This is a genomic window from Bacillus sp. JAS24-2 (assembly GCF_008274905.1).
Taxonomy (GTDB): Bacteria; Bacillota; Bacilli; order Bacillales; family Bacillaceae_G; genus Bacillus_A; species Bacillus_A cereus.
Genome location: NZ_CP031068.1, coordinates 2,357,295 through 2,378,551, shown reverse-complemented (window position 1 = coordinate 2,378,551; position 21,257 = coordinate 2,357,295). Strand labels below are relative to the sequence as shown.

Sequence of the window (21,257 nt, the reverse complement as noted above, 5' to 3'; positions counted from 1 at the left end):
GATAATACTGTATGCGTAAATATTATTATTTGTACTTCAAAAGCAATTATTTTTCTTCAAGTTTATTTTTACAATTTCATGTGCTCATATCTTTAATTTTTACTAATTTGTATCATTTATTCATATGAAAACTTTTTAAAAAATACAAAACAAGGCTAAAAAACTTATCTCCAACGTTCTTTAGCCTTGATCACTTTTTACACATTAAAAAATATTACTCGTACTACCGTACCTTTATCAACTTCTGAATGGATTTCTACACTATGTCCTAATTGCTTCGTAATTTCATATACGAGATATAGCCCCATTCCTGTTGATTCTTTAAAATCTCTACCGTTTTCTCCTGTAAAGAAAGGTTTGAAGACTCTTGGTAAATCTTGCTTCGGTATACCTACGCCATTATCAGCAATTTCAAGTATAACGGTATTACCTTCCTTACAAGCTTTCACTTTAATCTTTTCTCTACTACCTGATGAATATTTAATCGCATTCGATAGTATTTGCCCAATTAAAAATTGTAACCATTTCGCATCACTTTCTACAGTAATGTCCTTATCAATTTCAAGCTCTGGATATACAAAATTCCGGATAAAGAACCGTTTATGCTCATGTACCGAATCATTCACTATTTTATGTAGTTGTACTCTTTCTACATAAAAATCTTGTGTAAATGCTTCTAAACGTGCGACATACAGAGCCATTTCTAATCCCTTTTTTAATCGATCAGTTTCCTCATTTATACTTTCAAAACGTGAATCTACTTCATCCTGTGTAATTAATTCTATTACAGATAAAGGTGTTTTCATTTGATGAATCCACTGATTCATAAAGGTTAAATGGTCATTATTTTTTCTCTCTTGCATTTGCAGCTGATTTTGATAATGTCGATATTGCACCTCAAGTAGTTCTTGAAGAGCAGCCGATACAGCTGCAAAATCAGATTTTTGAACAGATTCATCCAAAGATTGCATCGGGTTTGCTAAGCGCTCATAAAAAGAACGATGTGTAAAATAACGAAACACTAAATAACTTCCCATAAAGAAAGCCCCTAGAAACATTGCATATAACGCCGTTGTAATATGATTATGCCCATCAAACCAATATACGAGAAATATAGCTAGTAGTTGAATTATAGTAAAGCAAATAAGTGGTATATGATCACGTATAAACAACCTTATCATTTTTCTATACCAGTATCCCAAGTAATATGCAATCTATATCCAACACTACGAATCGTTTCAATCGCACCTTCTATATGTAACGTTTGTAACTTTTTACGCACACGTGTTGTATTTACACTTAATGTATTATCATCAACATAAGATTCGCTATCCCATAATTTATTTAACAACACTTCCCTACTCACAACACGCGGATAATTTTTCATTAATGTCTCTAATAAAATAGCTTCGTTTCTCGTTATATCAATCTCTTCGTTTCTAAGTTTCAATACAAGTCTTTCAGGATATAAACAAAGGCCTTGTTGCTCAATCATTCGCTCTTCTAGTTTCGGTGCATAATCTCCATATGCACGTCTTAAATGACTACGAATTTTCGCCACTACAACTTCATAATGAAAAGGCTTCGGAATAAAATCATCGCCACCATTTTCTAACGCCATAACTTGATCCATCGTTCCTTCACGAGCCGAAATGAATAGTATCGGACATGTAGAAACACCGCGAATTTGACGACACCAAAAGTACCCATCAAAACTCGGTAAATTAATATCTAATAAAACTAACTCTGGTTGTTCATCTAAAAAAATGTCTAATACATTTTGAAAGTCCGATACAATAACTCCTTGATAACCATATTTTGCAACATGTGTTGATAATAGTTCTGCAATTTTCATATCGTCTTCTACAATCATAATTTTGACCATTATTGAACTCCTTTTTAATCCACATTCTCAAATATACTTATATAAAATAAATACTACCTCTTTTCACAAAATCCGTAAATTAAAAAAGGATGCTTTTATACAAAAGTATCCTTTTTCGTCCCTTATCTATTTAATATGAAATTTACTAAAAGTAAATCCTAGTTTCTCCACATAATCCATCCCTAATTCCATACGCGCCGTTTTCAACGGATCCACAACTTGGCAAACTTTTAAATTACCTGCTGCCGATAATAAAAGAGTTGCATCAGCTTTAGACATTGCTAATTCTTCATGTAAAAATGTCACCATATTATGTACAGCACGACTTGCTGCATCATCTAACAATTTCTCTGAAGCAATCGTCATCATTTTTTCTTTTTGAATAGCCATTGGTAACGGCCATTTCTTTTCTTTTATAATTTGAACTGTTACCGTTACCTCACCAGCAACCTCTACACCACTAACACCAATTTCACCATCACCCATTGCTGCGTGTAAATCACCTAACGCTAATAGTGCTCCTGGGACATTAACTGGTAGTAGTAATGTTGTTCCTTCTTTAATTTCTTTACAGTCCATATTCCCGCCATGATCATGCGGTGTGCCACATGAAATGCTCTCTTCTTTCGGTGCAGTACCAATTACCCCAATCATTGGATTAATCGTGATTTGTAGTTCACTTGAAAACAAAACATGTTCATTATGTATTGGGACAATTTTCACTGTATTTTCATTTAACTCATTCCCTATTACACCAAGGTTTGCACCTGTAGTTAAAACACCCTGCTCTGCAATTTTAATCTTTTCAATCGTTACGGCTAATATATCGCCAGGTTCTGCTCCTTTAACATATACAGGTCCAGTCGCTGGATTAATTCGGTTCCAATCTAATTCTTGAAACACAACATCTTCAGAATCGATTTGATTTTCAAAGCAATCATATGTTTCAAATATAAGATTGCTCCCAATTTCCACTTCCATACAAGGCTTATTTTCTGGTGACATTGAGTAAATGATATGGTCTTTATGAATTCGATACATAATACCTCTCCCTTTTATATTTATCTACTATTACTAATTAGCTCTTTTTATACAAGCTCCTCTTAAAATTAAATGTTATTTTTATGTAAAAAAGCACGCAGATTGTTTTATAACATACACTCTTTACTATAACAGAAAGGTGGTATCACTATGCCCCTTATTCCATACAACGAAAGTGATGTTGATTTACTAGCTCGTTTAATTCGTGCTGAAGCTGAAGGCGAAGGTCGCCAAGGTGAGGAGTTAGTTGGATGCGTTGTAGTAAACCGTGTATTTTGTGATTGCTTAGATTTTAAACAACTCCGTACCGTACGCGACGCTGTATATCAAAGCCCCGGCGGATTTGAAGCAGTACAATATGGATATTTTTATCAACGCGCTCGTGAATCAGAAAAAGAAATTGCACGAAAAGTTTTACAAGGTGAATGGCGCTGGCCTGCACGATGGGCTCTTTGGTATTTCCGTCCAGTTGGAGCTTGTCCACCTGAATGGTATAATCAGCCATTTGTAGGACAGTTTAAAAGCCATTGTTTTTATGAACCAAGTGGTGATGAATGTCCAAAAATGTATTCACGATAGTAAAAAAGAAAACACCGAAAGTACCTGCTTTTATATATACTTTCGGTGTTTTCTTTTCATTCAAGTAATCTAATAGTAAGATAAAATATTTAACTCCTATAACATTTTATTAATCGAATATTCAACATGTACTGAAGTTTCTTAGACTAATAGAAACCAAATGGTATATAAGAGGTTATCACTAAATAACAATTTTTAGTTTTAATGTATATATTTGTTTATAAAAAAATGATAAACTAATTTACGCATTGGAAAAATTTTATAATGATAAAAAGGGGATCACTATGAAATTACTACGTTTATTTCTCATTCTAACTCTTGTTGTATTATTAAGCGCATGTGGTAATACAGCAGTAAAAGTCACCAAGGTTCAAAAAAACGGCGAAACAACTTTAAACATTGGCTCCCTGAAAGGGTATTACGATGTACAAACGATCAAAACTGAACAAGGAAATGTACAATTTCCTTTTGATGCAACCGTTGAAGAGGGTACAATTTTATTACAAATCACTAAAGGCGATAAGATCATTTACGAAGAAGAAGTCACTTCTCAAAAAGAAGGTTTACTTTCTTTTGAAGTACCAAAATCTGGATCTTATAATTTAATTGTACGCGTAAAGAACGAAAAAGAAAAAGCAAAAGGTATACAAATACATACAAAACTATAAAAAAACGGCAAGCGAATTCTAGCTTGCCGTTTTTATTTCTAACTCAATTTTCATAATATATACTTATCGATTAAACGAATTGTTTTGTGTATACTTCATATTTATTTACATTCTATATTTAGACATTATTCTTAAAAAATCTTCTAAATAAAAATTAAGTTATGATTTCCGGAATTTTAGTTTAATTACCTAAAAAAATTCTTTATCGCTTCTAATTGAATTTTATGACTACACTCATCACAACAATATGCCCCGTTTGGTTTTTCTTTAAATCGCTTATATTTTTCACTGCCTTCGTAAACACGAAATATATTCTTACAAGAAAAGCAAACAATCTCATAAAACATCATATGCATTTTCCTCTCCTTGTTTATACACTTTTTTAATCACTTGTGAGAAGGTCATTTTTCTACAGCATAAATTTTAATATCCTTTGACTAAAAGGTTTACCTCTATTCTTATCGAATTATATTAATATCTTATAACGCGAGGTGAACATCTTGTTCAGTAATATAGAATTAGTTTTAGATGCTAAAGCAAGTTTAGCTGAAGGACCATGTTGGAATGAAAAAAAGCAACTTTTATATTGGGTTGATATTACGGAGAGAAAATTATGCATATACAATCCTACCGCTAATACGAACCGAGTAATTGCACTCAATCAACAAATCGGCTGTGTTGTTCCATATTTAGAGGATACACTACTCTTAGCTATGGAAAACGGTTTTTATTCTATTAATGTAAATACAGAAAAACTGACACATATTTTTGACCCTGAACCACATTTAATAGAAAATCGTTTCAATGATGGAAAATGTGATCCAGCTGGTCGTTTCTGGGCAGGTTCTACAGATACATACGGTATGAATGCTGCAGGTTCCTTGTATTGTTTACATCATAATTTAAGTGTAGAGAAAAAAGTTTCACATGTAAATACATCAAATGGAATTGCTTGGTCACCTGATCATACATACTTTTACTTTATAGATACACCTACTAAAAAAGTGGTTCGCTATCAATATAATATACGTACTGGAGACATTCATAATCCAATTGATGTAATCATTTTCTCTGAAAATGATGGTCTACCTGATGGTATGACAATTGACGAAGACGGCTGTTTATGGATTGCACATTGGGGAGGTTCAAAAATAACTAGATGGAATCCCTCTACTGGAGAAAAAATATTAAGCATTCCAATTCCAGCTTTATATGTAACATCATGTACATTTGGAGGGCCTAATTTAACAGATTTATATATTACAACAGCCAGAACAAGAATGACTGATGACGAATTAAAAGAGTATCCACATGCTGGTGGTATTTTTCGAATTCAAACAAATGTTAAAGGCTGTCCCACCTATTCATTTTGCAATAAAAATATTGGAGCTGAAACAATGTGAACCGTATCGATTACATAAGACAAGAAGAAAAGAAATATCACGACCTTTGCTATGAACAATATAAACTATTTGAAATTGGCTCTTGGCTGTACAAACCGGTTAAAACAGTTATGGACTTGATGGATCACTTTGAAGGACAAAACAACTTACAAGTACTTGATCTTGGCTCTGGCGTCGGTAGAAATAGCATTCCAATTGCACAAAAGATAAGAAATACTAGCGGCACTGTTACATGTGTTGATTTACTTAATTCCGCTTTAACAAAGCTACAAACTTATAGCAAAGAACATGATGTATTCGAGGTTATAAAAACAGAACAAGCAGCAATTGAAAACTATCATATTGACTCTAACGCTTATGATTATATCGTTGCAGTATCAAGTTTAGAACATGTCAAATCAGAAAAAGATTTTAAAAACGTGCTTCATTCTATGAAAAAAGGGACAAAAAACAGTGGTATTAATTGTTTGATTATTAACTCTAACATACAAGAAATTGATTTAAAAACGAATGAAGAATTAGAAGCTTTAATTGAAATTAATCTCCCAACCGAAGAAATGATACGTCTATTAAAAAGCATTTATAAAGGATGGAAAGAAATAAAAGTTGAAATAAAAGAATTAGCTTATAATATAGTTCGTAATGAAAGACACATTCAATTAAAAACAAATGCTATTACTTTTGCCTTTCAGAAATAATACTATAAAAGGTAAGGATATTTTCTCATATATTCATAGGAATACCCTTACCTTTTATCTTCATAATATTATTTCGTTATTAGTTTTCGTATCATCTAAAATATAATTTTCATTCGAAATACTAATCAGCTATTAATTGAATTCATTAACTGGAAGAAATATTCCGCTTCATGAGTCTCATTCAATTTATACCATGAATGAAGTGTATCTGGCGCAAATACATCTAATTTTCTCAATACCTCCATGGCAAATTCTAGAGGAGCTACACCCGATGCGGTAATAAGGTTTTCACTGGATGATACAGGTCCCTCTTTATAAAAATTTTCTCCTTTATAAGTAGGACAAACCATTTTCATATACTCTAAACTATTGCTTGTGTGATTTATAGAATCCAAGTAACCGTAATTTGCAAGACCTATAGTTGCACCGCAAATGGCAGCCACAATTGTACCAAGTTTTAAAGCCTCATCAACTTTTTGCAAAATAGGTTTATGTATTTCTTCACTCCAAGTATTCCCTCCAGGTAAAATTAATAGATCGTTACTCTCAAGGATACATTCATCTAGGGAAATATCCGGCTTTATATTCAAGCCCCCCATTGAAATAACCATTTCTTTATTTATTCCAACTGTGACTACTTTAAAAGGCGCTACATCTTTTTTAAAATATCTCCCTGTATTAAGTTCAGCAATTAAATGTCCGTACTCCCAATCAGACATCGTGTCAAATACATATAGATAGGCTTTTCTTGTTTGCATTCAATAACACTCCATTCATATACTACAGTTTTAATTACAAAAATTGCTCTTTTCAGTTTAACATTTTATTCAACATTTATGGTTTAAAATTCCAAATAAAAGAGCACTTGTTTCCGCAAGTGCTCTTTTTGGGGATTTTGAGATATCCTATTAAAGAAAGTTAAGGTTACTTAAAGTTAATAGGTACTTCTATTATATGCTTGTCCTTTTTATTTGTGCATAATCAATATATAAACATCTTTAATAATTCTTAATAACTTTTAATTATAGTTCTCTCTTACATTTTATCGTTAAAAAATTGGCTTTTTCTCACGAGAAATTATCTTTTTATATTGTACCTATCTAATACTTTTTCTAACATTTCTAAAGTTATTGGTTCTGCTTCTTTTATTAATCGATAACCAATACGCCCATTCGGTTCCGCTGTAACTTGCTGTAAACTCTTTACATCATGGATCCCTTTTTCTCTTAATTGCATATATAGTTGTTGCTCCGACATTTTTGCCTGCATCAAATTCTCTTTTACAATCTCTCCGTTTTCAACAATTATAATGCTACTTCCATTTAGAAATTGTTCCACCTTCTTTGATTTCAATTCAAAGAAATGAATAATAAGTAGTATGCTTGCAAATATGATGGCCGCAAATATAGATGGGACTACTTTTCTACTTAATACAGGTTCTACAATAATACGGCCGATTGATACAACTATAATGATTTCAGCTCTTGTCATTTGGCTGACAGATGCACTACCTGTCATTTTCAAGACAATTATTCCAGTAAAAGTTAATATAATACTTTCCCAAATTATATTCATAATAACCCAATCCTTTAATGGTGTATTTTACTATCATTCCCATTAAAGTTGTGTTTTACTTACCTATTAAGTTGTTAAATCCTTCAGACCATGATGGAAATAAAGGTATCCAACCATACTCTTTACGTGCCTTATTATTGGAAGCTCCTCTTTCCCAACTATTTTTCCCATCTTGAACTTTAGGCTTAGGTGCCCCTATCGCTGCTGCATATATTGGTAACCATTCTTTACTAGTTGCTGGATAATTATCTACAATATTTACGATTCCTGAAGGCCAATTAAGGGCTAGCATAGTAGCTCTTGCAGCATCTTCGACATGTATAAACGAGCTTATCCCGTCTGATGCGATAATCTCATTATTACGAACTTGATTTGCTATTAATCCGTTTTCCGCATACCATGTTCCTGGTCCATATAATGTGCCATAACGAAGTATAACCGATTCAGGTAACTCAGTAACAGCTTCTTCTAATTTTAATATGCCATTAACAGTGACTTGCCGAGGCGCGGAAGCAGTAATATGTAGTGAATCTTTTTCAGTCGCAAATGTATCCCCTGGTTCATACGCCCATGAAATACTTTGAGCGATTATTTTCTGTACCCCTACATTTTTAGCTGCATCGACAAGGTTACGAGTGCCTTTTGTTCTAATTTTTGCATTATCCTCAAAATTCCATGATGACAATGACGTTAATTGATGAATAACTATATCGGGATTTGTTTCTTCTAATACAGAAAATACAGACTCTCTATTAAATACATCAGCTATTACTGGTATGGCACCAACCTTTTTCATTGCTTCTACTTGCGAAGTAGTACGGATCATCGCAAACACCGTGTGCCCATTTTTTATTAACAGTGGTAATAAAGAACGTCCTATTACACCAGTTGCACCTGCTACAAATATTTTCATATATGTTCCTCCTCATTTAGTAATCATAAATGTGACGAAACATTTGTGAGGTATGTGACAATTATTTAATCTGTGTATTCATTTTCATGTAAATGTGAATTAAAATCCCAATATCCCTGGAGGTGACAAGGATTTATGAATATTCATATTTATACACTTACGCAATACAGAGCTACACTATATAGTAATTAAACACTAATAAAACCTATTTTTTTCTCAGAACCTCCTCATTTGTACACTCTTTTTTTATTTTCAATTAACGTTTAAATAAAAAAACGTATAATCCGCATCATTGCCAATTTTCATATATTAAATGCCTACTTCATACAGTAATAAATAATGATAAAAGAAAACAGAGGGTGGTTGTATATGACAATGACGGATATTTATAACTTTATGATTAAACATGGACGTATGCCACACTTCCACGATGAATTTCCGTTAATTTTATTCTGGAGCCAAAAAAGTGGCTGCACTTCACTAGCAAATTGGTTCTTTTATCAAATTGGATTATATGAAGAAGCGATTAATTACGATCCGTTTATTCATAACTACGAGTATGATATATACAAAAATTCTTTTTTTTACTATATACAAGTAGCTACAGAATTAAGGCTTAAACAAAAACACGCGTACAAACTTGTTAGAAACCCTTATAAACGAGCTGTCAGTTCTTTCTTATCACTCCTTTCACCACCCCATATAGAACATCCGGAATGGAGACCTATTCGTCAATTTCTGTACAGGGATGAGAATTGTAATAAGAAAATCTCCTTTAAACTTTATCTATATTATTTAAAATCTTTTGATTCTAATTCAGACATAATAAACCCGCACTATACTCCACAATATATACAAGATGAAGAACGTTTTGTAACTAATTATATCTACCTAGAAAACTATTCTAAGGAAATCGCGAAACTAGAAGATCAATATAGATTAAAAAAATCTCCTTTAGATTTATTGGAAAAATCATGGCACCATCAGAACGACTATGCTATTTTTAAAGGGGACTACGCAGACGCTAACATAATAGACCCCTTATTTCCACGGCTCCCAACATATGATAGTTTTTATGACGCCGAAACTACTCAATTAGTTGAAGACATATTTAAAACAGATTTTACCATATACAAATACCCCTTTACGCCACTTTAAAATATATAATTTCTTGAATTTATATATTCAGAATATACACGCTAATTAAATGGGATGGAGCACATATAAAAATGTGCTCTTTTATCAAGGATTTATTAAAATCTCATATTACAACCAACATAGTGAATCCGAATATTATATATTTAATGCAGAATCTTAAAGCTTTTCCTTATAATGAGTAAACTAAAAGAATCTCAATCGGTCATTCTAACTAGCCAACCATCAGTCTTAAATACAAACTTATCTCTGCCCTTCTCAATAAGTATATTATTGGGGTAGAGACAATATAAGAGATTACGAATGTGTAATCTCATCCAAATATAATCGATGTCTTTAAAATCAGAAGATGCTCATAATTTCTAATTAAAAAGAAGGAAACTTAATATTCAAAATCAGAACACTTAAAAACCAATCTTTTAAATGTAGAAGTTATAAATACTCCCCCTTTTTTCTTTATTAGAAAAATATAGATAACCTATTCTATTTCACTATTGTTTAACAGTATTATTATTCTGATAACATTTTAAGAAAAGTTGTTGCCGCCCAAATGAAATACGCAAGTTGTGTCACGATATACATCGTAATTTCAAAACCTGTAAGCTTTCTTTCCCTTTTTATTTTCTTTAAATATCTATAAAAACAAAATGAACATAAAATCAGTAAAACAATAGACATTTGATATAGATTTTCCACTAAAAGAACTGCCATTTATTTCATCACCTTTCCAATAAAGTGAAACTTTAATCAGTGGGGGGTTTGTTCATCCTCCACTGATTATCAGCCCTCACCAGTCGGGATTTAGCGGGATAAAAAATATATAGTTCAAGCATATCATTTTAACGGAAATAATTAACGAAATTTTCAAATTAAATGAACTTCCTAAGTAAAAGAAGTAACTTTTTGGAAATGTTTCAATACAATATTATGTAATTCAATACGCTCTATATAATATTAGATTAGGTTTTCTTTTACTGTACATGCTTAGGAGGAAGTTTTACATGCAATTGATTCATAACATACAAAAAAACGTTTAATAACCTATGTAACTACGATACGGTCAATTTAATACACGTTATTCAATCATTAAATATTTCACTTCATAAAATATCTCCTTTTATTACTTCACCAGTTAATCTTGAATACGGACGGAACGTTATCTATCAGTCTGAATTTGTAGAGATTTTAGTATTAAATTTCCCCAGCAAAGCAAAGACTTTTGTGCACGATCACGGAATATCTGTAGGATGTATACTAATAGTCAATGGTACGCTACAAAATATAACGTACGAAAATAATAGCGAGCGGATTGAAGAGTTTACAGAGGGAAATATTTTCACAGTAAAAAAAGATACTGTGCATAAAATGTATAACAGATTCGGCAGTAATAACTTTCCACGTATATTCCCCACCATTAAAAGATGTCCAAATATATGAATAGTCTTTAGAAGGAGGAAATATGCAAAATTTGAAAGAATACTATATAAAGAGCTTACAAGATGGTCGTAACGTTTGGCTCTATGGACAAAAAGTAGATGTAACTACAGACAAACATTTTGCAGGAACATTAAGTACCATTTCTAATTTATTTTCATTGTTTGATGATCCAATACGAAGAGATTCTGTTGGATATGTTAGCCCAAAAACGAAAGAATTTGTCCATACAGCCTTTTTAATTCCGAATTCCTATAACGAATTATTAATGAGGAGAACCGCTTTTGAAACGTGGAGTTATGCTACAGACGGTGTAATGAGTAGACTATCTGATTACGCAAGATCGAGACTTACCGGCTGGTACGTATCAAAATATTTTTATAAAAAATTCGATGTACAGTTTCCAGATAAAATTACATCTTATTATGAAGAAGCGAGAGATAATCACTTGTTCTTAAGCGTAGTTCAACGTGATCCACAAATAAATCGATCTACAGAATCAATGTTGAATACAAATGACTTAGGATTACTAAGAGTTACGAAGAAAACTTCTGACGGAATTTATTTAAGTGGTGCTAAAATGATTGGTACTGCTTCTCCTTATTCAAATGATTTATTAATCTATCCATTAGCAAAACTGACTGATACTCAAAAAGATTTAGCTCACTTTCTCATTGTGGCAGCCAATTCTCCTGGATTACATATGGTTTGTAGAGAACCATTTGCGAATACACATTCAATTATAGTTGATTCCCCTCTTAGCTCACAGTACGATGAAATGGATGCACTATTAATCTTTGATAATGTATTTGTACCATGGGAACGTGTCTTACTATATAACAACCCTGAAGCGTTATGGGCAATAAAGTCAGATATAGCTTCTAGTAGTTTAGCTTATCACCAAGCAATTGTACGATTAGTAGTAAAGCTAGAATTTATAACTGCAATTGCTTATGAAATTGCTGAAGCGATTGGTGCTACTACTTATTTGCATGTTCAAGAGAAGCTTGGGGAATTAATTATGCAAATCGAAACAATTCGCGCACTTTTAATTGCTGCAGAAGTTGAAGGTACTACAAATGAAACAAAAACTTATTTGCCGAACTTTAAATATATTGAAACTGCAAGGAATCTTGGTTCCAAATATTATCCCCGTGCAATAGAAATTTTACAATTAATTGGAGCAGGTGGGTTCATTCAACTTCCTTCGAGCTCGAATGACTTCCAGAGTCCGATAGCTGATTTATTGAAAAAATACTTTAATGGAACGAATATAGATGCCGAACAACGTACAAAATTATTTAAGTTAGCCTGGGATATCATCGGAAGCCCATTAGGATCTAGACACGAATTGTACGAAAGATTTTACGCGGGAGATTCAATACGAAATACAGCTACGCAATATGTAAATTATGATAAAAATCATTTTAAAAAGATGCTAAGTAAATATTTACATTAATGAAAAAGAGCACTTTTTGCTAAGAGTGCTCTTAAAAAACATATAGTTATTCAGTTACATATATAGTTGCTCCGGCCACAACTGCTACTTTTCTCCGTAATCGTTTCATTTTATTCAACTTTTATAATTCAGCTTTATAACCTCTGGTATATGCTTCCTATCATATTTCCTCATATAGGCTTCTCCATCTGGAGTAACTAATTGTAAAACAATCTCACAACAAACCTCCTAATTCAAATTATTCCTTTCTAAACTGAAAATCCAACTGTCTTGATTGCTTGATTTCCTCAATTACTTTACGAATACCTTCTTCAATCTTATCTTCTTTTACATTCGAAACATTTAATTTTAATAGTTTTTCTTTAGGAAAATCCCTCATATAATTCTTATCAATAGTATCGACACTTATTTGAATGTCACCTAATTTTTGTATAAGTGTTTCTGTAACTATGTTTTTCTGCATTTCTAAACAAGTGTGTATTCCAAGTGTGTTTTGTCTATTATATGTAAATAATGATGAATTTTCATTTTGCACTTTTTCTAATGTTTCTGCTAGTTTTATTGATCTATTGTAGTAGGAAGAATTAATTTTACTTTTATGACGTTCAAACATGCCACTCTTTATATAAATTTCTAAAGCAGCTTGAGATATCATTGGGCTATCAATATCTAAAATTTTTTTATATGTATAAAAAGCATTCGCAATAATCGGTGGAATAACTGCTACACCAACTCGTAAACCTGGAAAAATAATCTTCGAATAACTTTTCAAATATATGACATGATTATCATGATTCAAGCTATATAACGGATCAGCTTTCGAATCCGTTTCTAAATCTGCTAAATAATCATCTTCCACTATAAATACATTGTATTTCTTAGCCAATAGTGTGATTTTTTCTTTCTCATCTTTAGAATAAGACGTTCCAAGCGGATGATGATATCTCGGTATCGTATAGAAGAATTTTATTTTTCCAGTTTGAAATATTTGCTCCAATTCATTCAAATCGATACCTTCATTCGTACGTCTAATACCGATTACAGGAACTTTATTTATTTCTAGATAATCAATATATAGATGATATGTTGGCTGTTCAATTAATACAGTTTCATTTCCATTCGGAAATGGTATGGAAGTTAATATAGCAAGTGCCTGCTGAACACCTGACGTTATAAAAATATTTTCTTCTTTTGTAAAGACTTGATAATTTGCTAGTTGTTTTTGAATAACTGGTATTAAAGATGGTAACCCTTTCGGCGTTCCATATACAAACAAATCATTTTTATACGTATCAATAGCCTTATTAATACAATGTTGAAAATCTAAATACGGAAAAACATCTGGATCTGGTGCTGAGGAAGCAAAATCAATTATCTCGTTATTTTCTATAGTACTCCCAGATTTCTTAACAACGTAATATCCACTTTGAGGGACAGAATATATAATATGACGCTTTTCTAATTCATGAAGCGCACGTATAACTGTCGCCTTATTACATTCATATTGCGTAACGAGTGACCGTATAGACGGTAATTTCTTTCCTTCATTTATTCCTCCATTTTGAATCATATTTTCTATGTCGTTTAAAATATGTAAATACTTATACATATTACACCTCCTTCAGTAATTTTATATTCACATAGCATTCATTCCTCAATTAGTTAATTTTCCGATCATCTATATCGTAAATCCCAATATCATATGAATCATTTTCAATCCATTTCTTTACTGCTACTGTTTTAAGTACCCCTTCAACTTCTTTTTCTATTTTCTGTCCAAGTTCTCTCGCCCTTACTTCACCATCGCTAATCTTAGTTTTTATATCAATGGTAACAGGTTGATTCTTTTTATAATTTATTTGCTGAATACCAAACCCTTCATATCCATTTTTTCTGAATACGTCATCAAATATCTGTCCAAAAACTAACTCCCATCTATGTTCTGCATTTACAATTTCCTTGTTTCTTTGAGATATATTTACTTTATAGGACATAATACCTTGAATTTGCAATCTTTTATTAATTTCTTTTTTTATTTCGTTAGCATTTTCGCTATCAGCAATTTCTAAATCTACTATTCTTGCTTTTTCATCCCATATAGCAGCACTAAAAAAAGATTCCTCCTTGACTGTCGCTGTAGCAATATCCATCACTATAGAATCTTCACTTTTGGATTCTTCCATTTCAGGCTCACAAGCACACAATACAGCAATTGAAAATATAAATAAAATCAACTTCTTTCCTCTTTTCATTGCACTTCCCTCCGTAAATTTTCATTTACGATAAACTTTTACTTTCACATATAAATACCTTCTATAATTTAACATTATTTCACATTTTCTCCTCTTAAAAAGGGAATTACAATTAATAAATAGAATATCTCCATGAATAAATAAAAAGTGAGGGATATATAATGCAACGTGTAAATACGATTGATATTAGTAATGTACTACAATTGGAAAAAACTCTTTCGACTTTATTAAATAAGATGATTTCTTCAAAACTAGACCTTGAAAATTGGTTAAAAGAGCAGTCAAAAGTAATTTGGGAAATCGAAGAACAATTAAGATCACATTACATCGCCTTTCAATGTAATACGGATGATGAAGAAATAAAGGATACTTTTGAACATGATCAACAATTTGTAAAGCCTCTTTTAAAGCGGTACCAAAATTTATTGGATAATAAATATTTAGAGTCACCTTTTCGAATGGAATTAGATTCTAACGTATATGGTTTGTTAGATGCAAAAATAAAAAATGCTCAAAAGTTATTTTGTGAGGAAAATATCGAATTAGAAATAAAGGAAGATAAATTAGTCACAGAGTACTTTGAAATCACTGGAGGATTAAGTGGAATTTGGGACGGAGAAGAAAAAACGATAACAGAATTACAATCCTATTTACAAGATTCGAATCGTGACATCCGTAAAAAGGCAAAAACTATTATTTCTGAACAATTTTTATCTGTTGAAAAAGAACTCCAAAACATATTAAATCAATTAATTGAAATTCGCCATCAAAAAGCAAAAAATATTCAACTAGAGAATTATCGCGATTATATGTTCAAAAAATACGAGCGTTTTGATTATTCAGCGAAAGATTGCTATGAACTAGCCGAATCCATACGTAAGTATGTTGTGCCTCTTAAAGATAAAATAATGCTAGAGAAAAAAGAAAAACTGCAAGTTGATACGCTTCGCCCGTGGGATGTATCAGCTGTAACTCCAGATCAAAAAGTGCTTAAACCTATTGCAAATGAAAATGATTTAATTGAAAAGAGCACTCATATCTTTAATAAACTAGATGTTGAATTTTCAGCACTTTTAAATCAAATGTATAAACACGATTGTCTTGATTTAACAAGCCGCAAAGGAAAAGCAGCTGGTGGCTTTTGTGAGTACTTACCAGCTTCACAATTATCTTTTATTTTTATGAACTTAAATTATACACAAGATGATATTATCACTTTTATACATGAAATGGGTCATAGTATTCATAACGAACTCATAAAACCATTAGAATTACGACAGTATATAGAAATTCCAGCTGAAACAGCTGAACTAGCCAGTATGACAATGGAGTTATTCTCGCTTAATTATTGGGATACCTTCTATACAGACAAAAGAGATTTAAAACAAGCAAAAATTAACTTCTTTAAAGGTGTTATTTCATATTTACCTGTCATGCTTATTGTTGATCAATTTCAACACTGGCTGTATGAAAATCCAATTCATACTTCTGAAGAAAGAAATGAAAAATACTTACAACTTCAAAAACATTATCAATCTAGCGTCATACATATTGATGGCTACGAAAACTGGATAGCAACGAGTTGGTTACCTGTACTCCATATTTTTGAAGTACCATTTTATTATATTGAATACGCGATTGCCCAACTTGGGGCATTACAAATGTATAAACAATATAAAGAGGATCCTAAGCAAACACTAGAAAATTATAAAAAGGCATTATCACTAGGAAGCTCGCAATCTATAAAAGAAGTATATGATGCAGCCGGTATTCGTTTTGATTTCTCTGGTGAAACCATTAAAGAACTAATGCTATTTGTAGAAAAAGAATTAGAATTACTTGAGCAATTATAAGAAGAAAACTACACCTATATTTTAGGTGTAGTTTTCTTCTTCATTTTATTAATCAGTTCTATGTACTGAGTATCACCATATCCGATTGTTGGAAAAAGATAAAACAACTTTGTTAATAATTCTTGATTTGATAAACCTTTATTTTTAGAGATGAATTTCATTACGATATTATCTTCTTTTAGCATTTCTAAATATAAATCTATAGCTTGATACATTACAGGTGGTACTTTATGATAAGTCTTTTTATGGTTTACTAATACTTCATTGTATATAGTAGAATAATCCCCCAATTCAAGTTCAATTTGATTTACTTTAAATTCATCCTCCCTGAAACTATTTAAGTATACTTTCCCTTCATAGCACGACTGCTCAAGGTATGAAAGTAAAGTAAGTAGATTCATTTGGCAAAACATATCTTCACCGAACCATAAAACAATACATTTATACTTTTTCGCAAATAGATTTTCTAACGGATCTATAACTTTTTTTGCATAATTTTCGACTGAACTGTTATGACCTTCTGCTCTTATTTTAATAAACTCTTCATCAAAAACTTGTGCAGTAGCGCTATTTACACACATGGCCTCGTTAAATGGGGCATAATCAGACTCACCCATTAGCTCCTCCGTTTTAAATTCTTCATACATCATTTGACCATTTAATATGTTAAGTACATCTTTATCAAATAGCTCACTATTCTTATTACGTAACTGTTCAACCTCTAATTTTCTAGAAATATTCATTTTGAACTCCCCTTCTTTATTTATATTGAGTTTAACAAATGATTGAATAGGCATGTTGTTCGTTGGTATTCTCTTGGATTCATTCCAAAAATATTTTTACATATTCGATTTAGCCGTTCCTATTTATAGTGCGATAGAATATTCATTTTCTGGAAATGGGAATATCATTGACTATGAACATTCTATTACAAAAGCACTATTTGAAGGCTACCAAGAGGAAAATGAACTACCAAAAGAGATGATAGACAAGTTTCCATTATTTATTAAATTAAAGGAGATTTTTGAATATAGCTTAATGCATATGTATTGGGATAAAGAAGAATTAACGGAGGAACAAATACGGATAATGAATCTTTATAGGTTAAAACTTGAAAATAATTATTCTTTAATAAATATGTAAAGCGAATGTTGTTTAACTACGTAACTATAGTTGAACAACATCCGCTAAAAACTTGATTGATTAGGAATGTTTTACATATCATCTTTTATTAGTTGTGATTCTTTTACGTGCTGTTTCTTAATTAATATTGCTTTATACAAAAACACTATACCTAGTACAGCGAAAATGATACTTACAGGAATGCGGGCAATATGAGGAAGGTAGCGCGAAAGAAAAAATAGACGGACTCTTTCATCCACATCAAATATTTCAAAGACAATCGGCACTATACTTTGGTGCACCAAGAAAAAGATTCCCATAAACACAAGAAGAACAACAACGGTAAGTTTTTTCTTTGGTAATTCCATTTCTTTATTACGAATTTTCTTTTTGTAATTATCACTGTTAATTTTCATCCCACTTTTCATTTCAAATAGCAACTCAGGGCCATTTCTTTCAAGTTTTTTGTAAGCGATGCGCCCAAATAGCCATGCTAAAAACACTCCCGTACAAACCCCAGTCGGTACACCTAACCATTGTATGAATTGTATATGTAATGATGTCCCCAACCATATAACTAGTAACGAAGGTATCGTTGTTACTAGCACCATCAACAGCATGAGCCACGTGGTTATAAACATTTTACTCGCATTCATATCGTCAGCAGATATTATCGTTCCTCTTCCACGGCGATGTGGATCAGTAATTGGAATTAAATTAACTACAGAAAATAAGACAATAAGGCCGACTGTCCCACCAAGTAAAGCTGGGACTACTGCAAATACCCATGGATAAACGAAAGTAAGTCCGCTAGAAAAAGTGAAAATTATTGTAGTTAAAATTGCCACAGGACCAATAGCTATCAACCAAGCTAATTGGCGGCCACGCACGTCAATCCTTTCTGCACCAGGTGTCACCAACGTTAACCATAACGCGCTTCCATCGAAACCATATAAATTACAAGCAAACATACCTGTAAATACAACCATAATTCCCCCCGCCCAAGGCATTAAGTAAGGTATATTAGCAATCGTAACTAAAACCCCATAAAATACACCTATCCATATGCCCATTCGCAGGAAACGGCCTCGTTGTGGATCTCTTCTCCAACTTTTAAGTTCCTTAGTTATAACAGCTCCTATTTTAGTTTCAAAAAAGATTTTAAAAGCCTTTCTATAATGCTTATTAATAATCTTCACTTGAACTTTTTTTGAATCTATCTCTTTACGTCTAGTCAATAATATAGTCCATATAAATAAAAGAAACCCACAAAATATTGTTATTGTACCTAAGAAAATAAAAGCTAATAACCAATTAGATTGACTAGCGTACTCTACAGCAAGTATCGTCCAACTAGATGGAATCATGTAAAATAGCGTAGTATCACTAAATACGATTCTATTGATTACAGGAAGTGCATACCAGCCGACATTTAGAAATGCAATGATGAAACCAATGAACATCGCTCCCATTTCCATACCGACTCTTGATTTCATCGCCTCACCCATAATACTAACTATTACTTTGGATAACAATACTACAAAAACTAACTGCAAAATAATTGCTGGAACTGCTACTATAATCGCATATATGCTAATTCTAGCTGCATAAATTAATAATCCTATAAAAGCTAAAAAACTAACCAGTGGTCCTACTCCTATAAAAGTTATACCGAGAAGCATCCTAGCTAGTTTATAAGAATTGAGCGGAAGCAACACAAAATATTCAGGGCGTAATATTTCGTCTCCTCCAGTAAGCATCGGACCTATAATCCATCCTACTGTCCAAATGGCGAATGTTACATATAGAATGCTTTTTGATATATTTTGTTCTGTCGGATAAAAAGAAAAAAGTAAAATAGTTCCAATCGCTAGCGACAAACCAACTAATCCTGTCATAATAAATAGAACTGCCCTGCCACGATTCATTAAATGTTTAAGTATTGATAACTTCATTTGAATTAAAACATTAACCAAGACAATTCCCCTCCTTTAGCGGCGGATTTACCTACTAATCGAATGAAAATATCCTCTAGTTTTTCTTCACCACAAACATCTTCCATCTTTCCGGATGAAAGTACTCCCCCTTTCGAAATAATTGCAACGTGGTCACAAAGTTGTTCAACTAATGCCATGACGTGACTAGAAAATACTACAGAACCACCTGAACTAACAAATTTCTGTAAAATCTTTTTAATAGTAGTTGCAGAAATGGGATCTACCGCCTCAAACGGTTCATCGAGAACGAGTAATTTTGGCGCATGAAGAAGTGCAAGTGCAAGGCCGAGTTTTTTACGCATACCAGTAGAATAATTAATAACTAAAGTCCCCTCAGTATTATTCAACTCTAATACTGCAAGTAATTCTTCTGCCCGCTGAGCAACTTCATTGGCATCTATTCCTCTTAACAACCCCATATATGTTAATAATTCGCGACCAGTAAGTCTTTCTGGTAAAGCCAATCCATCTGGTAATACTCCAATCAACGTTTTAGCTTGTTTTGGATTACTCCAAACATCAATCCCAAAAACTTTAGCGTTTCCGCCATCCGGCCTTAACAAACCAACAGCCATTGATAAAGATGTAGTTTTTCCTGCTCCGTTAGGTCCAACAACTCCATAAAAAGAACCACTTGGAATAGTTAAATCAATACGATTTACTGCAATAAATTCACCGAATCGCTTATGTAATTTCGAAAGTTGTAGCGCAGGAGTGGATTTCTCAAATTCGGTATTCAATGAAATCGATTCATCAGTTTTCATAAAACAGACTCCTTTTTTACTACTATATTCTCTGTAAGCAAAATCCAATAATTTTACTCATTTAATTACAATACTGAAGCATTAATTTATTTAGCAATTCATTGTTATTAGCTGACACCTTTTACGTATTCCATAATAATTGCCTGTCTATCGTGTATCTTTGTCACTTCAAATACGTTTGGAACTGGCAGCCCGCATGAATAAGCATATTTTTGTTTTTTTGCTTCATTCATAGACTCTGTACCTGGAAGATATTCTTTAAATAACTTCACAATCTTATTATCATACAGATAAATTTCCGCTGTATTTCCTTTAGCCATTGGCTCACCTAAGTTCAAGTTTCACCCTCCTTAAACCATATAGTATTCTACACCCCTATTTTAAATTCACTGCAATGTTAGGAAATCCTTCTACTCACATAAATCCTATTATTACAAAAATCTCTGAAATGCTAAAAGA

At 32.2% G+C, this 21,257-nt stretch carries 21 protein-coding genes and 3 pseudogenes; 9 read left to right on the top strand and 15 right to left on the bottom strand.

Translation table 11 applies throughout. The features are described 5' to 3' along the window. Window positions 1-197 precede the first annotated feature (197 nt). From DN407_RS12265 to DN407_RS12255, 3 genes are all read right to left on the bottom strand, one after another. On the bottom strand, window positions 198-1,181 hold the full coding sequence (locus DN407_RS12265; RefSeq protein ID WP_002103134.1) for a sensor histidine kinase: 984 nt from the start codon (window positions 1,179-1,181) through the stop codon (window positions 198-200). Next, entirely contained in the window at window positions 1,178-1,885 is a 708-nt protein-coding gene (locus DN407_RS12260) for a response regulator transcription factor (RefSeq protein ID WP_000238990.1), read from the bottom strand. Before DN407_RS12260 ends, DN407_RS12265 begins: the two co-directional genes overlap by 4 nt. A gap of 126 nt (window positions 1,886-2,011) precedes the next feature. Further along, entirely contained in the window at window positions 2,012-2,926 is a 915-nt protein-coding gene (locus tag DN407_RS12255) for an acetamidase/formamidase family protein (RefSeq protein ID WP_097856479.1), read from the bottom strand. 150 nt (window positions 2,927-3,076) lie between these two features. On the opposite strand from DN407_RS12255, the gene DN407_RS12250 reads away from it, so the two are divergent. Next, a complete protein-coding gene (locus DN407_RS12250; protein WP_001128398.1) occupies window positions 3,077-3,505 on the top strand; it encodes a cell wall hydrolase in 429 nt (142 codons plus the stop codon). A gap of 284 nt (window positions 3,506-3,789) precedes the next feature. Continuing rightward, window positions 3,790-4,173, top strand: coding sequence for a BA_1872 family lipoprotein (locus DN407_RS12245; protein ID WP_097856478.1), 384 nt, complete (start codon window positions 3,790-3,792; stop codon window positions 4,171-4,173). A gap of 185 nt (window positions 4,174-4,358) precedes the next feature. Here DN407_RS12245 and DN407_RS12240 read toward each other — a convergent pair whose 3' ends face one another. Further along, window positions 4,359-4,529, bottom strand: coding sequence for a DUF2197 domain-containing protein (locus DN407_RS12240; RefSeq protein ID WP_000551047.1), 171 nt, complete (start codon window positions 4,527-4,529; stop codon window positions 4,359-4,361). Window positions 4,530-4,673: 144 nt separating this feature from the next. Here DN407_RS12240 and DN407_RS12235 point away from each other — a divergent pair, with 144 nt between their 5' ends. Together DN407_RS12235 and DN407_RS12230 are read left to right on the top strand one after the other, a co-directional pair. Then, window positions 4,674-5,576, top strand: coding sequence for an SMP-30/gluconolactonase/LRE family protein (locus tag DN407_RS12235; protein ID WP_070183878.1), 903 nt, complete (start codon window positions 4,674-4,676; stop codon window positions 5,574-5,576). After that, a complete protein-coding gene (locus DN407_RS12230; RefSeq protein ID WP_097856477.1) occupies window positions 5,573-6,274 on the top strand; it encodes a class I SAM-dependent methyltransferase in 702 nt (233 codons plus the stop codon). Before DN407_RS12235 ends, DN407_RS12230 begins: the two co-directional genes overlap by 4 nt. 125 nt (window positions 6,275-6,399) lie before the next feature. Here the strand turns inward: DN407_RS12230 and DN407_RS12225 are convergent, their stop codons facing one another. From DN407_RS12225 to DN407_RS12215, 3 genes are all read right to left on the bottom strand, one after another. Then, complete coding sequence (locus DN407_RS12225) at window positions 6,400-7,032, bottom strand: type 1 glutamine amidotransferase family protein (protein ID WP_001194774.1); 633 nt, start codon at window positions 7,030-7,032, stop codon at window positions 6,400-6,402. Between the two features lie 319 nt (window positions 7,033-7,351). Further along, window positions 7,352-7,849 (bottom strand): DUF421 domain-containing protein, encoded by a 498-nt coding sequence (locus DN407_RS12220; protein WP_001021697.1) that lies wholly within the window; start codon window positions 7,847-7,849, stop codon window positions 7,352-7,354. 55 nt (window positions 7,850-7,904) lie between these two features. Further along, window positions 7,905-8,762: an NAD-dependent epimerase/dehydratase family protein gene (locus DN407_RS12215; protein WP_000689417.1), complete on the bottom strand. Its 858-nt coding sequence runs from the start codon at window positions 8,760-8,762 to the stop codon at window positions 7,905-7,907. A gap of 369 nt (window positions 8,763-9,131) precedes the next feature. Between DN407_RS12215 and DN407_RS12210 the strand changes: the two genes are divergently transcribed. After that, complete coding sequence (locus DN407_RS12210; protein ID WP_097856476.1) at window positions 9,132-9,920, top strand: sulfotransferase family 2 domain-containing protein; 789 nt, start codon at window positions 9,132-9,134, stop codon at window positions 9,918-9,920. 507 nt (window positions 9,921-10,427) lie between these two features. On the opposite strand, the gene DN407_RS12205 is transcribed toward DN407_RS12210, so the two are convergent. After that, complete coding sequence (locus DN407_RS12205; RefSeq protein ID WP_000279697.1) at window positions 10,428-10,628, bottom strand: hypothetical protein; 201 nt, start codon at window positions 10,626-10,628, stop codon at window positions 10,428-10,430. Between the two features lie 290 nt (window positions 10,629-10,918). Between DN407_RS12205 and DN407_RS12200 the strand changes: the two are divergent. Both DN407_RS12200 and DN407_RS12195 read left to right on the top strand, forming a co-directional pair. Then, window positions 10,919-11,358, top strand: a pseudogene (locus DN407_RS12200) (cysteine dioxygenase). Window positions 11,359-11,376: 18 nt separating this feature from the next. Then, window positions 11,377-12,810 carry a 4-hydroxyphenylacetate 3-hydroxylase family protein gene (locus tag DN407_RS12195; protein ID WP_097856475.1) on the top strand — a complete coding sequence of 478 codons (1,434 nt, stop codon included), beginning with the start codon at window positions 11,377-11,379 and terminating at the stop codon, window positions 12,808-12,810. A 114-nt stretch (window positions 12,811-12,924) separates the two neighbouring features. Here the strand turns inward: DN407_RS12195 and DN407_RS32100 are convergent. The 3 genes and pseudogenes from DN407_RS32100 to DN407_RS12180 form a co-directional block, all read right to left on the bottom strand. Further along, window positions 12,925-13,035 (bottom strand): annotated as a pseudogene (locus tag DN407_RS32100) (carboxypeptidase regulatory-like domain-containing protein); the annotation flags it as partial. Between the two features lie 13 nt (window positions 13,036-13,048). Continuing rightward, entirely contained in the window at window positions 13,049-14,419 is a 1,371-nt protein-coding gene (locus tag DN407_RS12185; protein ID WP_000280127.1) for an aminotransferase-like domain-containing protein, read from the bottom strand. A gap of 49 nt (window positions 14,420-14,468) precedes the next feature. Continuing rightward, complete coding sequence (locus DN407_RS12180; RefSeq protein WP_149216291.1) at window positions 14,469-15,062, bottom strand: DUF4030 domain-containing protein; 594 nt, start codon at window positions 15,060-15,062, stop codon at window positions 14,469-14,471. Between the two features lie 161 nt (window positions 15,063-15,223). Between DN407_RS12180 and DN407_RS12175 the strand changes: the two genes are divergently transcribed. Then, window positions 15,224-16,915, top strand: coding sequence for a M3 family oligoendopeptidase (locus tag DN407_RS12175; protein ID WP_149216290.1), 1,692 nt, complete (start codon window positions 15,224-15,226; stop codon window positions 16,913-16,915). 14 nt (window positions 16,916-16,929) lie between these two features. Here the strand turns inward: DN407_RS12175 and DN407_RS12170 are convergent, their stop codons facing one another. Next, window positions 16,930-17,658, bottom strand: coding sequence for a hypothetical protein (locus DN407_RS12170; protein WP_001027427.1), 729 nt, complete (start codon window positions 17,656-17,658; stop codon window positions 16,930-16,932). Between the two features lie 52 nt (window positions 17,659-17,710). On the opposite strand from DN407_RS12170, the gene DN407_RS12165 reads away from it, so the two are divergent. Continuing rightward, window positions 17,711-18,058 (top strand): aminoglycoside phosphotransferase, encoded by a 348-nt coding sequence (locus DN407_RS12165; protein ID WP_149216289.1) that lies wholly within the window; start codon window positions 17,711-17,713, stop codon window positions 18,056-18,058. Between the two features lie 71 nt (window positions 18,059-18,129). On the opposite strand, the gene DN407_RS12160 is transcribed toward DN407_RS12165, so the two are convergent. The 3 genes and pseudogenes from DN407_RS12160 to DN407_RS12150 form a co-directional block, all read right to left on the bottom strand. Beyond that, a complete protein-coding gene (locus DN407_RS12160) occupies window positions 18,130-20,013 on the bottom strand; it encodes a hypothetical protein (protein ID WP_149216288.1) in 1,884 nt (627 codons plus the stop codon). After that, window positions 19,998-20,798: an ABC transporter ATP-binding protein gene (locus DN407_RS12155; RefSeq protein ID WP_149216287.1), complete on the bottom strand. Its 801-nt coding sequence runs from the start codon at window positions 20,796-20,798 to the stop codon at window positions 19,998-20,000. Before DN407_RS12155 ends, DN407_RS12160 begins: the two co-directional genes overlap by 16 nt. Window positions 20,799-20,908: 110 nt before the next feature. Next, window positions 20,909-21,136 (bottom strand): annotated as a pseudogene (locus DN407_RS12150) (aminoglycoside phosphotransferase family protein); the annotation flags it as partial. Window positions 21,137-21,257 lie beyond the last annotated feature (121 nt).